The sequence below is a fragment of the Pectobacterium aroidearum genome, assembly GCF_041228105.1.
Taxonomy (GTDB): domain Bacteria; phylum Pseudomonadota; class Gammaproteobacteria; order Enterobacterales; family Enterobacteriaceae; genus Pectobacterium; species Pectobacterium aroidearum.
In genome coordinates this window covers 920021-935851 of sequence record NZ_CP166097.1, presented here as the reverse complement: position 1 = coordinate 935851, position 15831 = coordinate 920021, and the positions used below count along the sequence as shown (strand labels likewise).

Here is a 15831-nt window from a genome sequence, read left to right as displayed (position 1 = left end):
TCCTATTTCGTTTATTCCGCACCGGCGGAACGATCGCGGCGCTTAGCCAGAACCAGCCATACCCACAGCAGCGCAATCGCCAGCGCAAACAAGACGCCAAAGCCGATTCCGATAGCGATAACCGAAACGCCCAGTTTCACCACCAGAGAATAGAGCCCAAGCATTAACAGCATAGCGCCGTTCTCACCCAAATTCTGTACGGCGATCGCATTACCCGCACCGACGCTGGCCTTCCCACGCTCCTGCAACAGCGCATTCAGCGGGACAATGAAGAACCCTCCGAGCGCTCCCAGCAGAATCAACAGGGAATAGGCGCTCATGAGGTTATGCTGAAGTGTAAAAATCACCACCACTACGCCAATAAGGAACCCGGCAGGCAGGCAGCGCCGCACGCTATCGAGCGTCACCAGTTTCGCCGCTGCACCAGCTCCCACCACGATGCCCACCGCCACCATCGCGTTAAGCAGCGTCGGCGTCGCATTGTCCGTAATCCCAAGCGCATGCGGCACCCACAGCACCAGCAGGAAACGCAGCGTCACACCTGCGCCCCAGAACATGCTGGTGCCAACCAGCGAAAGCCGGGCGTCGCCATCGCGCCACAGCACCCGACAGGCGGAAAAGAAGCTGCTCGCCATCTGCACCGGATGCCACGGCTGCCCCGGTCGTGCCGCGTTGAGGCGAGGAATCAACATATTCGCCCCCAGCGCTATGCCGTAAGCCACCGCACAAATCGACAGCGCCCCGTAAATATTCCAGTCGGCCAGCACGCCGCCTGCGACTGAACCGGTCAGGATCGCCGCAATGGTCGAGGCTTCCATCAGCCCGTTGGCCTTGACCAACTGATCGCCGCGCGTAATCTCACCCAGAATGCCGTATTTCGCCGGTGAATAAGCCGCAGCGCCAACCCCTACCAACGTGTACCCCAGAAACGGATTCCCGCCGACGCAAATCAGCAGCGCGCCCGCCAGCTTCAGGGTATTGGCGAACATCATCACCTGCCCTTTGGAGAAGCTATCCGCAATTTGTCCAACAAACGGTGCCAGAATGATGTAGGCGGCGACAAAGCCCATCTGCAAAAACGGCTGGCTCCAGTCGGGATACACCAGCTGTTTGATCAGCGCTAACGTGGCAAACAACAGCGCATTATCGCCAAACGCGGAGAAGAACTGCGCGATAATTACCGCGTTCATACTGCGCGACAGCAAAGGTGTCGCGGGTTCAGTCTGTTGACTCATGCGCTCTGCTCCGATGCGTTAGTGACAGGTTCTTCGGCCATATGGCGCAGCGTGACAAAGTCAGGCTTGCCGCTGCCGAGTAGCGGTAAGGCTTTCACATAGCGGATATCACGCGGCACGGCCAGCTCCGGCACGCCGCTACTGCGAGCCTGTGCAAGCAACACGTCACGGGTAATCTGGCTGTCTGTCGTAAACAGCACCAGCGCCTCGCCTTTGCTGCTGTCGCTTTTCGCGCTGGCCGCATGTTGCGCTTCCGGCGACACTTTAACCGCCAGCTGTTCCACACTTTCGAGCGAAACCATCTCACCCGCCAGCTTGGCAAAACGCTTCACGCGGCCGATGATGGTGCAGAATCCTTTTTCATCCAGTTCGACGATATCGCCCGTGTCATACCAGCCCTGCTGCAATTCACCTTCTGCGTTTTCTGCCGCTGGCGCTTCGAGCACGCCGGGGTTTTCCACCCGCAGGTAGCCTTTCATGATATTCGGCCCGCGCAGTTGCAGGCGGCCACCGCGTGTAATACCCGGCACCGTAATCAACCGCGATTCGATTTCCGGCAACAGCAGGCCAACAGAATGGATTTTCGTCGCCATCGGCACGTTGATCGCCACCACTGGCGCGCACTCGGTCACACCGTACCCTTCCAGAATGCGGATACCAAATTTGTCCTGCCAGACCTGACGCGTCGTTTCAGACAGCTTCTCTGCCCCGGCAACAACATAGCGCAAACGAGCAAAATCATACGGATGGGCAAAGCGTGCGTAGTTGCCTAAAAACGTAGATGTCCCAAACAGCACGGTACAGTTCTGGTCGTAAACCAGCTCCGGCACAATGCGATAGTGCAGCGGGCTAGGATAAAGAAATACGCGAGCGCCCGTCATCAGCGGTGTTAACAGTCCCACCGTCAGGCCAAACGCATGGAACAGCGGCAGCGCAGACATAAAGCGGTCACGCGGCGTGAAATCCGCTACCGTGCGAATCTGCTCGACGTTCGCCAGCAGGCTGTCATGGGAATGTACGACGCCTTTCGGGTTCCCCTCGGAACCGGAGGTAAACAGCACGATAGCCGCATCATCGGGTTTCTGCGGCAGCATCGCGCGGGCAGGAAACAGCAGATGAAACAGGATCCACAGCTTATCCGCCAGCGTCACCGTATCTTTCAAATCTTCCAGATAGACCCAGTTGGCTTCGCTGACCTGCTTCGGCAGATCCGTCAGCTTGCCCTTTTCAAGAAACTGGCGAGACGTGACGATCGTTTTGATGCCCGCCGCTTTCATCGCGCTTTGCAGCCCTTTGGCGCCAGCGGTGTAGTTCAGCATGGCCGGAATGCGGTTACGCAGCGATGCGCCCAGGATCGATGCCGCCGTAATGGTCGCGTTGGGCAACAGCATACCGACATGTTCATCCGCACGGGTGAAACGCTGCAAAATGCGCGACACGCCCAGCGATTTTTTCAATAAGCCCTGATAGCTGTCTTCGTTGAAGGAGATATCCGCGATGCTAGGGGAACGTCGTCCGTAACGGGTTCTCGCTGCCAGAAAGGCTTCATACAGCGTGTGCTGCGGGCGCGTTTCCATCCGCGCTTTCATCATAATCTGGTGCAAATGCTCACCGGCCAGCGCACGACGCGTTCTGGCGCTGTCGGCTTCCGGCATGGGCAGCGTCGTAGGGGGCAAGTACGTGATCGTAATCTGCGGGAAGCAGCGGCGTTTAAACACGCCCGCCAACCGGCCAAACGGCGTGAACTCAGCGCCATCAATGCGCACGGGGATGATCGTTGCCCCGGATTTCGCCGCAACAAACGCCGCCCCGCTGTAAATCTTCATCAGCGATCCGGTGACGCTGATGCGTCCTTCAGGGAAAACCACGACGGGCTGGCCGCGTTCGATCACTTTGATCAACCCTTTGATCGCCAGAGGCTTGGTGGGATCCAGCGGCACAAAGTCGATATACGGCTTCAGCCAGCGCATAAACCAGCGATCGGAAATCGAGGAGTACACCGCAAAGACGGGTTTTATCGGTAAGAATAACGCCAGCAAGACACCATCAAGGAAAGAGACGTGATTGGGGGTGATGAGCAATTTGGATTGCTGAAACTGGCTGCTGTCGCCCTCGATCCGGATGCGGTACAGACGCTGGAACACCCAACGTAACAGGGTATGAATCATGCCTTCTCCCAATAGACAGATAAACGGGCGGCTTGCTGAAGCGCAAAACCACCAGGCGATACGTCAAAATACTACATACATATCATACTTCAAGTGATGGGTACGCGGCTGAACGCGAAGATTGCCGTCGGCACATCATTCGCATAGCATGAAAATCACTGGAGATAACGAAAGCGGGAAATTCAGGCAAAAAAAAACCTACGCATCCGCGTAGGTTGGTGTAATCAAATGGTTTCAATGTACAGAGCACATCGATATATCACCAATCAATACCTCTGGGACTTGTTACTCTAAGGATCGCCACTTATCTTCACCAGCGATGAATCGAAAGAGTTATTCTATAAGTGCAACCAACTGTAAAATTCTAGCGAATCATGTAAGGCAAGCGCCTTTTCACCGCCCTTTCACCAGATAAATGCCGTTATTTTCCCCTAAAGGTTCCTTTTCTCTCCGACTCCGTTTTTTCGCTATTCTCCCGCCCGCTCACATTTCCGGATTTTTTATGGGCAAATGACCACGCAAACACAGGGGCATTAGTCCACTTTTTCAACAGAATCAATCAGAAAGTGAGGAGTAGGATCGCGGAGTCTGCATGGGGCAGACGCTGAATTTAACCAGGTGTGTGTAACGAATAATGAAGAACTACAAAATAGGTACCCGACTGGCCGGCGGCTTTGGCCTGCTTATTGCGCTTTCGCTGGCCATGCTGACCAGCGGCATTTATCAACTTAACCAGGTATCCAGCAGTACGAAACAGATGATGCAAGAACCGCTGCGCAAGGAACGGCTGGCATCGGACTGGCATGCTACGCTCGTCGCTGGCGTCCAGCGCAGTATGGCGGTTGCCCGCAGCAATGACGATTCGCTGGTTGAGCTGTTTGCGGCGGAAAACACCCGCGCCAGTAAAGAAAGCGGTAAACGACAGGAACAATTTGCCAGCCTGATTTCCACCCCCGAAGAAAAAGCGTTATTCGACAAAGTCGGCGAATACCGCCAGTCCTACATCAAAAAGCGCGACGCGATTATCGCGGAAAAAGGCGCGGGTAACTTCGATCGCGCCAGATCGCTCTTCGACAACGAGTTCGTTCCGGCTTCCAACGGCTATCTGGCCAGCGTGGAAGCGCTGCGCGACCATCAGCGCGCCAGCATCGACCAGATGGGGCAAGACATCAACACTGGCGCCAGCCGTGGCGATCTCATCCTCGCCGTCACGGGCACGCTAAGTGCCATCATCGGTGTCCTAATCGCCTGGGTGCTCACACGCAGTATCGTGCAACCGCTCGCGCGGGCAGTACGTGCGACACAGGCCGTCGCAGCAGGCGATCTGACGCATAACGTGCAGCCGGAAGGACGCGATGAAGCCGCCCAACTGCTGCATGCCCTGCAAGACATGACGGTGCGTCTGCGCACTATTGTTGGTGAAGTTCGTCAGGGTTCCGAATCGATTGCCGGCGCATCTTCACAACTTGCCGCAGGCAACATCGACCTATCCAGCCGTACGGAAGAGCAGGCCAGTGCGCTACAGGAAACCGCCGCCTCTATTGAGCAGTTAAGTTCGACGGTCAGACAGAACGCCGATAATGCCCGTCAGGCCAACCAACTGGCACAATCGACTACACAGCAAGCGCAGTCAGGTGGACAACTGGTGACGGAAGTGGTGGAAACGATGGGCGCGATCGATTCCTCATCGAAGAAGATCGTCGATATCATCGGCGTTATAGACAGCATCGCGTTCCAGACCAACATTCTGGCGCTGAATGCCGCCGTAGAAGCTGCGCGGGCGGGAGAACAGGGTCGCGGTTTCGCCGTGGTCGCCAGTGAAGTACGTAGTCTGGCACAACGTAGCGCCTCTGCCGCTAAAGAGATCAAAGAGCTGATCGACCGTTCCGTTCAGACCGTGGAAGCGGGCAACCGGCTGGTGGTACAGGCAGGCGCGTCAATACAGGATATCGTCAACGGCGTGCGTAAGGTCAGCGATTTGGTTGGCGAAATTAGCTCTGCCAGCAATGAGCAGACGATGGGGATTGAGCAGGTGAACGTTGCGGTTAACCAGATGGAAGTGACGACCCAGCAGAATGCGTCGCTGGTGAATGAAGCCTCAGCCGCCACGCAGTCTCTGCAACAGCAGGCTGCACAGCTGGCCGAGACGGTCAGCCAGTTCCGCTTGGGCACCAGCCATCAGATCGCCCGTACGCCAGCGGCAGCCCCCTCGTTAGCCCTGCAACCTGCGCTGGCGGCACCGGGTAAGAACGTGGCCACAGCCGGTGAAGGTGACTGGACATCGTTCTGATGTCCTCGATACTTCTCGGGTCTGCTTCATTTTTCTATGCAAACTTAGAGGCAGTTTCGTGCGCGATAATACCGTTATTGTCATGCTACTTCGTAGCACGCGCCCGACACGGGACGGCTCAAACGCCGCTCGCCCCGTGACCCCAGACTTACGGCTAAATTATGCCGCTACGCGGTTCCATCGGTGTTCTTGACCGCTAACCGAGCCGCCAGTGACGCGTTCCCAACGCGGCACTGGCTTTCGCGGCGTCCATGCCGCTCACTCGGCGGCCAAACCCACCGATGCATAATTTTTACGCCAGATAACAGCAAAACCTGCCATAGACATGGCAGCAGTATAGCGCACGAAACTGCCTCTGAATTTTTTGCATAGAAACATGACCAAGACGAAGGGACAGCCTACAGTGGCTGGTGATACAGCCGCACGGCTTTATCCGGGTAATCCAAGCCATCGCCGATGTAACGCCAGCCGTGTTTTTCGTAATAGCCGCTAAACGTGGCGTACAGGTAGAGATCGTCAAAGCCCCGACGGCGGCAGAAGTCCAGTACGTGCTGTTGCAGCGCGATGCCCAACCCTTTATCACGCTGGCTTTCTTCCACATACAGCGAGGCCAGCCAGGGGGTCAGATCCTGTCTGCTGATTAAATCGCAGCGCCAGAGCCCTACCGTTCCGACTAAGCGCTCACCCTCCAGCGCGATAAACGTCAGCGGCAGCGCCGCAGGGTTCAGGCTATTGCGTACCACGCTGGCAAAGAAGTCACGGCTGTTCTGGCTACCGAACGCCTGCCATATCCAGTCAATCACCTGTTCCTGATGCTGAGGATAATCCGCCAGATAAACAATGCTTACCCCAGAAATGTCCGCCATGATTACACCAGCTTCCCCTGAAAAATCGGCACAGAATCAAATAAATAGCCGTCAAACTCCGGGGCATCGGCGTCAGAGATTTCCATCAGCGTATTTTTGACATTTTCGAGGTGCTGCCACATGGCCTGATAAGAACCGGACACATCGCGACGCCGCAGCGCCGCCAGAATAGCCTGATGATCCGCCAGCCATTTCAGGCGATAGCCCTGCGTCCCGACGTGGGTATAAAGCTGCTGCCAGAGCGCGTTATCGTCGCGGCACGCCCAGATATTGCTGACCGTTTCCAGCAGCATCTGGTTTTGTGTCGCCCCGGCAATTTGCAGGTGGAACAGGCGATCGAAATCACCACGGTAATCTTTTCCGGCAATCGCCGCCTGCTCTTGCTCCAGCGTCTTGCGCAGGTTTTCAATATCCGCCCGCGTCGCCATACGGGCCGCAAACGCCGCAATGTTGCTTTCCAGCAGTTGACGTGCCTGTAGCATTTCAAACGCGCCGATATGGTTTTTAGCGCCATCAGCCGTGTCGTCTTCATCGGGAATGCGCAGGACATACACCCCGGATCCCTGACGAATATCGACCGTGCCTTCCAGCTCAAGCATCAGCAGCGCTTCGCGCACTATCGTCCGGCTAACGCCATAGGTTTCCGCAATATTTCGTTCAGGAGGAAGGCGCGATCCAACGGGGTAATCCCCTGACTGGATCTTCTGACGTAAATCACAGCCGATTTCCTGATATTGCTTCTTCTCTTGCAGAACCACATCCTTCGCCACGCTTTCACCCTACATGCACTGTCGCCCTGAGTGTGGGCCGGACGTCAGGCCCACACCGAATGTATCCAGCCGCGTACTGACGCCGCGGTGGGGCATTAGTCTACCAAACTCAGCGCCTGATCCAGTACTTTTGCGCCATTTAATGTGCCGTAGGCGACAGGGTCGATCACCGCGATAGGAATCTGGTAGCTGTCCGTCAGCTTTTTATTTTCGTTAAGCTTGAAGCGCACCTGCGGCCCCAGCAAAACGGCAATAATATCGCTGCTGAACTCCTGCAATTCATCCCGCAGATTTTGTTCGGGGATCGCGTAGATTTTCACTTCCATCCCCCGATTTTCCGCTTCCTTCTCCATCTTGGTGACCACCAGTGAGGTCGACATGCCTGCCGAGCAAGCCAGTACGATTCTTTTCATATTCCGTTCCTCATTTTGGTTATCTGCACCTATTTCTCTTCATCATCCAGCGTCAATTCAAGCCGACGCGTGTCGTGTAGCTGGCGAAACCATGCAGCGGATTTTTTCGGCCGCCGCTGCCGATCCTGCTCCAGATCGATTTCGATCAATCCGTAGCGGTTTTTAAACGCGTTCATCGGCGAGACGTTGTCGGTAAACGCCCACAGCATGTAACCGCGGCAGTTTGCCCCCTCTTCCTTCGCCTTCAGCGTCCAGTAAAGGTGTTCGGCAATAAAGGCGATGCGGTAATCGTCCTGAATCACCCCCTCGTCGTCTTTAAAGCGCGCTTCGTTCTCAATACCGATGCCGTTTTCCGCCACAAACCACGGCGCGTTGCCGTAGTCACGCTCCATGCGTTTCGCCATGTCGTAAATGATTTTGGGATTGATCTCCCAGCCGCGCGAGGTGTTCATACGACGCCCCGGTAGCTCAAAATGCTCGTAATAATAGGCCGGATGGAACGGCGTCTCCTTGTTCCACTCACGACTGGGCGCTTTGACCCGATGCGGGTAATACAGGTTGATTCCTACTTCATCGACCGTGTTATCCCGAATGATCGCCAGCTCTTCCTCCGTGTAATCCCACTGCACCTGATGCTGTGCCAGCAGCGCCACCAGCTCCGCCGGATATTCGCCTTTTAATGCCGGATCGAGAAAAACCCGGTTATAGAACAGATCGTAAAGGTGCGCGGCTTTCACATCGTGCGCGGCACGGGATCGTGGATACGTCACTTCGGGATTGAGGATCACGCCGATCGAGCCGCCATCCCGGTGATAGCCTTTCTGCCGAAAGCGCTGCACCACTTTTGCCGTCGCCAGATTCTTATGGTGATTCCACTGCATCCAGGTGTGCGTGTTCTGCTCATAAGGGTAGCGTAGCGCGTCCAGATAAACGCGCGTCTGCACCACAATCGGCTCATTGAAGGTAAACCAGCGCTTCACTTTTCCGGCATAACGGGCAAAAACCGCCTCGGCATATAGCACAAACCACTCCACCACCTGCTTAGATGACCAGCCCTGATACTTCTCCAGCAGACAGGCGGGCAGTTCATAATGTTCAAGGCAGATCATCGGTTCGATCCCCTGCCGGTGCATCTCATCCAGCAGGTTATCGATATAGGCCGCGTATTCCTCATCCACCACGCCTTTCTCATAGTCCAGCATAAAGCGTGACCAGTTGATCGACGTACGGTAGTGCGTCAGTCCGGCCAGCTTCATCAGCGCCACGTCTTCCCGATAGCGATTAAAGAAATCCGTCGCTTTTGCCGGACCGTAGCCGTTGTGCCAAACCTGACGATCCTGCTTGTACCAGAGATCCAGATAGGAATCCTGCCCCGCCTTCTTGCCGCTCCACCCTTCCGTTTGCCATGCTGACGCCGCCGCGCCCAGAATGAAATCAGGTGGAATAGTCAGTGCAACCTTACTCATGCATTACCTCTCTTCTCGCCCCTTTCAGGCTTTTTCCGCTGCGGTCTGTTTTTCCGCTTCCAACTGCGCCAGCTCGGCACGACGGGACGCGACTTTGACAAACGGCAGATAGATCAGTGTTGCCACCATGATGCACACGATCTGTGTGGCGACCGCGCCCATCGAGCCCGCCGTCGACAGCCAGGCGTTAATGATCGGTGGCGTTGTCCACGGCACCATCACCACTGCTTTACCCGCAAACCCCATACTGGTGGCGAAATAACCAATCGTGCCCGTCACTAGCGGTGTGATAATGAAGGGAATAGCCAGAATCGGGTTGAGCATAATCGGCATACCAAAAATCACCGGCTCATTAATATTGAACACGCTGGGGCCGAAAGAAATTTTGGCGATCTCTTTCATCTCTTTGCGTTTAGACGCAATCATCACCGCCAGCAGCAGGCCAATGGTCAGGCCGGAACCGCCGATGCTCATGTACACATCCCAGAACGGCATGGTGATAATGTTCGGTATCTCATGCCCCTGCTCGAACGCAGTCATGTTGACGGCAATCGCCCCCAGCAGCAGCGGTTCACGAATCGGCTTAATCATCTGGTTGCCGTGAATCCCGATCACCCAGAACAACTGAGCGACGAACATCAGCACCAGTAAACCGGGCAAGCTCTGCACCACGGATTCCAGCGGCTGCTGTACAACTTTATAAACGGCGTCATACAGATACATGCCCGTCACGCGGTGAAACACAAATCCAAAGGTGGCGATAGCGACAACCGTGATGATGGAAGGAAACAGCGCGGAAAAAGAGGCCGCGACGTTGGGCGGCACGCTGTCCGGCATTTTAATCTGCAGCCGATCGACATTTTGCAGCTTGGTATACATCTCGACAGACAGGATGGCGATAAACATCCCCAGAAACAGGCTCTTCGTATCGGAGAACTGTTTCGCCAGCACGTCTTTCACCACCATCATCTGCCCGTTTACGGCCATTTCGATCGTGGTTGGCGTCACGGCAATAAAACAGATCACCGCCAGCAGGCCGGGAAACAGCCCGCGTGAACCGTTAATCTTCCCAAGTTCGATACCAATCAGGAAGACGGCACCGATAGTCAGAAAGCTGAGCGTGGCATAGTTAATGCCGCTCATAATCGGTTTAAGTTCAGCCAGAAAAGAAAACATGGAAAAACTGGCCAGACCATTTTTCGGATCCATCACCATGTTGGAAATCAGAACGGAGAACGCCCCGACGATAATGACGGGCATCAGCGTAATAAAGGATGCCTTAATCGCCATAATGTAACGCAGACTGTTAAATTTATTGGCAAAGGAGCCCAATGAATCAATCAGTTGGTCCTTAAATGACATAACACCACCTCTTTCATCATCATATTGTTATATCGCGTGTAACACGCGGGATGGCCGTTACGCGCAGGGTAAATGCAGGTACCGCGCTTTCGCGTTTGGCATACCAAAAATCAACCATAATGAATTATTTTTCTGTGACACGATTCTCACAAGACGATATTGGAATTCCAATATGATGAAAATGTGATTTTTGGCATACCATAAATGGTCAGTGGACGTAGAATCGATCCCTGACAGCGAGAAGGAAATTGACGATGAAAGACACAGAGAACCTCCCTGCATTCGATATGGAACAAACCGTGATGGAGCTGCTGATCAACGCGGGCGAAGCCCGTTCAAACGCCATGATGGCGATTCAGGCCGCGCGCCAACGGGAATGGCAACAGGCTGACGACCTGCTCGCCGCGTCGCTCGAAGCGGCTCGTGAGGCTCACCGTGTTCAAACACGGCTGATCGGCCTGGACGAAGGGGAAGGAAAGGTGCCCGTCAATCTGATCATGGTGCATGCGCAGGATCATCTGATGACCGCGATGCTATGCCGGGATCTAGCGGAAGAGATTGTCCTACTACGGCGAGAAATGGCTACATCACAAAACTGACAAAAATCTGATTGAGAAACGAGCACCGGACGTTAAATCCAACAATATGCCTGTGGTAACATGACATATGGTGTTCGTAACAGGGATGGATAGGCGCTTTCAGCCCGTCATCATACTCAATTAAGGTGCAGCCATGAAAACCATGCTGGAAGTGGCGAAACGTGCAGGGGTGTCTAAAGCGACCGTTTCCCGCGTGCTAAACGGCACCGGTCAGGTCAAGCAGGCAACACGGGATGCGGTATTTCAGGCAATGGATGAGCTGGGCTATCGCCCTAACTTCCTGGCTCGCTCTCTGGCTCGCCGCACGTCAAACAGCATTGGCCTCGTTATCTCTAATTTTGACGGGCCTTACTTTGGCCGTCTGCTACGCCGCGCGACGGATATCGCGGAAAGCAACGGTAAACACCTCATCGTGACCGACGGGCACGATACGCCGGAAGATGAGCATCGCGCGGTACAACTTCTGTCTGACAGACAGTGTGATGCCATTATTCTCTATACCCGCTATATGTCCGAAGCGGATCTCATGACGCTGCTGAATACGCTGACCGTTCCGATGATCGTGATGAATCGCGATCTGCCGCAGGCGAGAGAGCGCTGCATTTTCTTCCGTCAGCAGCAGGCCGCATTTGAGGTGGTGAATTACCTGATCGAACAAGGTCACCGCGAGATCGCCTGCATCACCGCACCGATGCAAACGCCGACGGCACGGGCGCGGCTCGCGGGCTATCAGCAAGCCTTAGTCGACCACCACATCGAGGTTGACCCGCGTCGGGTGGCACACGGAACCAGCATGGTCGCCAGCGGCTATCAGGCTGCCAAGCAATTGCTGAATAACGGCATCAGCTTTAGCGCACTGTTTGTCAGCAACGATCACATGGCGATTGGCGCGATGAAGGCGCTGTACGAAGCGGGGAAAAAATTGCCGCAGGATGTCTCCGTCTTCGGCTTTGACGATGAGCCCTGCGCCACCTACCTGCACCCTTCACTTTCCACCGTCTATATGCCGATTGAAGAAATGGCGGCCACGGCGATTACGCAGGTGCTGGATCTGATTGCGGGCAAAGACGTCAAACCGCTACAGCCCTTCACCGGTGAACTTAAGCTGCGCGAATCGGTACAAAAAGGGCCGTACTATTCCAGCTAATTCTCGTACTATTCCCGCTAATTCTCACAATATTCACTGATATCGACCTGCTCACGGAGCAGGTCTGACAGCCTTGAAACCAGAGACGCCACAGGCATACGCTCAGTGGTTCATTAAGACAGTTTGCGTGACAGCAGATAGGCCACCAACATCACGGGCGGAATCACGGTCAATAGCCCGATCGCGCCAACCAACCCGATACCTTCACCTACCTTGCCAAGTAACAGGGGCGCCAGTAAGAGCGCCAGTCCTACCGACTGGGTTGCCCCCGCCGCGATTTTTGACAGAAACTGCGCTGGTTGCTGCGTCGCAACCGATAATATCAGCGGGAAAAAATTCCCCAGACAGGCCCCTAAAATCGCCAGACTCACTAGCGCAACGGTAACATGGGGAACCAGCCACAGAATAACCAAACCGATACCGCCCACAATCATTGCCCCGATCAGGAGCGTGTTGATTTCATAACGCAGCAGCAAACGGCTCACCACAATCCGCCCGACAATCGTGCCGCCGAAGTAGGCAGACATCATCCCCACGCTGGTCGCAACCGTTACGGATAACTGCTCTTCCAGGAACTGCGCGCCCCAAAAACCGATGCCCCACTCTGCTGAAATGCCGAGGAAAATCATGCCGAACATCAGGAACGCCACCAGCGGCAAGCGAGGGGATCTATCCGCAGGGTGGCTGGATGACGTGGCGATATTGACAGGCACCCGCGACAGATTCCCGGGTGCGATAAAGAGAAGAGGCAGCAGCGCGATGATGGGCACAAACATCGCCATCCGCCATCCCCACCCTAACTCCACCGCGAGGCTGACAAAGACCGGCCCGGCAAAGACCCCAATGGCGGCAAAAATGCATCCCTCCGTGATGGCAACCCCGCTGTTTTCACCATGATGGCGTGCCAGCGATTCCTGAATGGCTATTTGCATCGCGCCCCCCGCCAACCCCAACACCAGCGACATGCTCAGCGTTGCCGATGAAGGCATCGGGAGTGAGAAAATGGCAACCGCAATCGTCACCGCAAACGAGCTGGTGAGCAGAATACGTTTTGGCGAGACCCTTTTGGAACAGTAGGTAACGATAAAGCCTGTCGCAAACATACCAATGGCGTAGAGGCTAAAGTGCCAGCCAATCACGATTCGGGACAGCTGTAATTCATCACGCAGGAAAGGGGTGATAGAGCCCGGTACGGCCTGATGAAAGCCGCACACCACCGACAACATATATAAATAGAACGTGTAATAGTCGCGTTTGAATTGGGGTTTAACCAGGCTCTGTTCCGTCATCTCTTCATTTCCTTTATGGGGCTCGGGAATTACGGCTTACAAATATTTTTAATAACCAGGTGCTGAAGCAAAATAATGGTTTTGGCATCAATAATCTGGCCGTCATCAATCATTTGCAGCGCATCTTTGATCGGAATTTCCATGACCTTGATATCTTCGCCTTCTTCGGCAATACCGCCGCCTTCATTAATTCTCATCTCATGCGTAAAAGGCGCAATAAAGAAGTGTAGACGCTCGGTCACAGAGCCGGGACTCATGAATATTTCGCCAATTTTGGTGACGTCATTGAGTTTATATCCGGTTTCCTCCTCCGCCTCTTTTCTGATGGCCTGAATCGGGTCACGTTCATCCAACAGGCCTGCGCACGCTTCAATAAGCTCATAATGGTGGCCAATCAAAAAGGCTGGCAGACGAAACTGGCTGGTGAGAATGACCGTACGCGCATCCGCGTTGTAGAGCGCAATAGTAGCGCCGTGACCACGGTCATAGGCTTCACGAATCAGACGCTGTTCCGTTCCGTTTGAACGCGTGTACGTGATGTCGTATTTGGTTAGCTTTCCCCAATCATTGGCTAATACCCAGCTGTCATTGACGACCGCCGTCGTGGCAGAGGGTGCATAAGTCGTGTTTTTCATAGGTGATTACCGTTTGCAATGAATTCAAGCTGGGACAACCAGCGGGTTCGGTTTTTTACCGCGTTTTCAGCATCAATAACAAATAGCCGACTATCCGGTTTTCCGAGAATAATTTTGTTGTAGCTGGCATAAATTCCTTCCGCTTCTTCTGACCTGAGCCATTCCAGTGTCTGAGTGACCAGCGAAGGGTGACGGGTCGTGGTAAAGCCAGCAAAAACCTCGGATTCAATGCCGATCGCATCCTGCGGCTCAACGATGTGCAGAGAGGGACGTTCCCGCTGCCGATTTGAGGCCGCTATTTTTACCGTTACGCCAGCCGCGATCTGTCCTTCTCCGGTCAGCCGGGCGGGTTCCCACGCGGAAGGCGGCCTGATGTGTGCATTGCGATAAATATCAGCGAGGATCGCCCAGCCCTCGGTTTCGCCATAGAATTGCAGAATCGTCGCCAGAGCCAGAAACCCTGCGCCCGATACGGCCGGATCGGGAAACGCAATCCGCCCCTGAAGGGCTGACTGGGTAAGATCAACCCATGATGCGATGTCCACGCCCGTTTCGGAGAGGACAGCAGGATCGATAACGATCGCGGTTGAAAACCCGGTGATGCGCAGGTATCCATCGGCGTCAGCGCCCGGAGCAAATAGCACACCGCTTAAATCAAGGGTGCGCGAGGCGGTATCCGCCCACCCCAGAATCATATCCACCTGAGGAGCGTGCTGTTCTTGAGCCAGTCTTGCCGTCAGCGCTGCCGTCGGCATTCTTTCAATGTGGATCGCCACATCAGGCATGTGATGCGCGAGCGCTTGCAGATAATCGGCAAGTTCATAGGGTTCAAAAGAGCTATAGGCTCTGAGCGTGGCCTTTGAGCCGTCCCCCGTGGGGGCATGAATGATAGTGGAGGCCATGTCGGTTCCTTTTCCTCAGGCGCTAAGCTTGCTGAGCATGACCGTCAGCTTGTCATCTTTGAAATCGGGGATCGCCGCGGACGCGCCGTACTTCAGCAATGCCGCTTCATCCAGCGCTCCCGTCATACCGAAAGTAAAGACCCCCGCCGCCGCCGCCGACTGAATACCGGGGCCGGAATCCTCAAACGCTAATGCATTTTCACGCCCAACGCCCAGCAGTCGCATCGCTTCCGCGTAGGGATAAGGATCGGGCTTGCTACGCGGCAGTTCCGCGCCAATGAGCAAATGATCGACGGATTCCAGCAAATGTAGCCCTTTCAACATCATGATGGCGCTTTCACGCGGCGCGTTAGTCACCACGGCGATCCCGATGTTTCTGGCCTGCGCCCACTCAAAGAGCTCAGTGACTCCCGGCCGGCCTTCCAGCGGCCCCGTAAGCTGCTTCCTGAACAGGGCTTCTTTACGCTCTCCCAGTTCATGGCGGTGCTCAGGCGATAAATTGGGGAACAGATCGCGCGTGATTTGATCCATCGGCGCGCCCATGATTTTTTCGTTGTAATAGTCGATCGTGACGGACTGGCCAAAATCGGCCAGAAGTTCATTAAACGCGGCCAGATGCAGCCGGTCGGTGTCGAGCAGTGTTCCATCCAGGTCAAACAACAATCCTGCGGTAGTTTTCATTCCAATCT

General features: G+C 55.0%; 14 protein-coding genes. 3 read left to right on the top strand and 11 right to left on the bottom strand.

From position 1 onward, the window contains the following. Positions 1-11 precede the first annotated feature (11 nt). Together lplT and aas are read right to left on the bottom strand one after the other, a co-directional pair. A complete protein-coding gene (gene lplT, locus AB8809_RS04200) occupies positions 12-1235 on the bottom strand; it encodes a lysophospholipid transporter LplT (RefSeq protein ID WP_182100622.1) in 1224 nt (407 codons plus the stop codon). Further along, complete coding sequence (gene aas, locus AB8809_RS04195) at positions 1232-3403, bottom strand: bifunctional acyl-ACP--phospholipid O-acyltransferase/long-chain-fatty-acid--ACP ligase (RefSeq protein ID WP_180778627.1); 2172 nt, start codon at positions 3401-3403, stop codon at positions 1232-1234. Before aas ends, lplT begins: the two co-directional genes overlap by 4 nt. A gap of 634 nt (positions 3404-4037) precedes the next feature. On the opposite strand from aas, the gene AB8809_RS04190 reads away from it, so the two are divergent. Continuing rightward, complete coding sequence (locus AB8809_RS04190) at positions 4038-5693, top strand: methyl-accepting chemotaxis protein (protein WP_349854501.1); 1656 nt, start codon at positions 4038-4040, stop codon at positions 5691-5693. Between the two features lie 398 nt (positions 5694-6091). Here the strand turns inward: AB8809_RS04190 and AB8809_RS04185 are convergent, their stop codons facing one another. The 5 genes from AB8809_RS04185 to AB8809_RS04165 form a co-directional block, all read right to left on the bottom strand. Continuing rightward, positions 6092-6559, bottom strand: coding sequence for a GNAT family N-acetyltransferase (locus tag AB8809_RS04185; protein ID WP_182100620.1), 468 nt, complete (start codon positions 6557-6559; stop codon positions 6092-6094). A 2-nt stretch (positions 6560-6561) separates the two neighbouring features. Then, positions 6562-7329, bottom strand: a complete 768-nt coding sequence (locus AB8809_RS04180; protein ID WP_180778624.1) for an FCD domain-containing protein — start codon at positions 7327-7329, stop codon at positions 6562-6564. Between the two features lie 95 nt (positions 7330-7424). Beyond that, positions 7425-7742: a PTS sugar transporter subunit IIB gene (locus AB8809_RS04175; protein WP_349854502.1), complete on the bottom strand. Its 318-nt coding sequence runs from the start codon at positions 7740-7742 to the stop codon at positions 7425-7427. Between the two features lie 29 nt (positions 7743-7771). Then, positions 7772-9208 carry a glycoside hydrolase family 1 protein gene (locus tag AB8809_RS04170; protein ID WP_349854503.1) on the bottom strand — a complete coding sequence of 479 codons (1437 nt, stop codon included), beginning with the start codon at positions 9206-9208 and terminating at the stop codon, positions 7772-7774. 24 nt (positions 9209-9232) lie between these two features. Beyond that, a complete protein-coding gene (locus tag AB8809_RS04165; RefSeq protein WP_015841608.1) occupies positions 9233-10570 on the bottom strand; it encodes a PTS sugar transporter subunit IIC in 1338 nt (445 codons plus the stop codon). A 254-nt stretch (positions 10571-10824) separates the two neighbouring features. Here AB8809_RS04165 and AB8809_RS04160 point away from each other — a divergent pair, with 254 nt between their 5' ends. Together AB8809_RS04160 and AB8809_RS04155 are read left to right on the top strand one after the other, a co-directional pair. Then, positions 10825-11169, top strand: a complete 345-nt coding sequence (locus tag AB8809_RS04160; protein ID WP_015841609.1) for a PTS lactose/cellobiose transporter subunit IIA — start codon at positions 10825-10827, stop codon at positions 11167-11169. Between the two features lie 133 nt (positions 11170-11302). Next, complete coding sequence (locus AB8809_RS04155; protein ID WP_194431012.1) at positions 11303-12316, top strand: LacI family DNA-binding transcriptional regulator; 1014 nt, start codon at positions 11303-11305, stop codon at positions 12314-12316. A gap of 113 nt (positions 12317-12429) precedes the next feature. Here AB8809_RS04155 and AB8809_RS04150 read toward each other — a convergent pair whose 3' ends face one another. Genes AB8809_RS04150 through AB8809_RS04135 form a run of 4 tightly spaced genes read right to left on the bottom strand, consistent with a single transcriptional unit; the run spans position 12430 to position 15823 of the window. Next, positions 12430-13605 (bottom strand): MFS transporter, encoded by a 1176-nt coding sequence (locus AB8809_RS04150; RefSeq protein WP_349854504.1) that lies wholly within the window; start codon positions 13603-13605, stop codon positions 12430-12432. A 29-nt stretch (positions 13606-13634) separates the two neighbouring features. Then, entirely contained in the window at positions 13635-14240 is a 606-nt protein-coding gene (locus AB8809_RS04145) for an NUDIX domain-containing protein (RefSeq protein WP_349854505.1), read from the bottom strand. Then, entirely contained in the window at positions 14237-15142 is a 906-nt protein-coding gene (locus tag AB8809_RS04140) for a substrate-binding domain-containing protein (protein WP_349854506.1), read from the bottom strand. The genes AB8809_RS04145 and AB8809_RS04140 overlap by 4 nt, the downstream gene beginning before the upstream one ends. 15 nt (positions 15143-15157) lie before the next feature. Then, the gene (locus tag AB8809_RS04135; RefSeq protein ID WP_015841614.1) at positions 15158-15823 is read right to left on the bottom strand and encodes an HAD family phosphatase; all 666 of its coding nucleotides are present in this window, start codon (positions 15821-15823) and stop codon (positions 15158-15160) included. Positions 15824-15831: the final 8 nt, after the last annotated feature.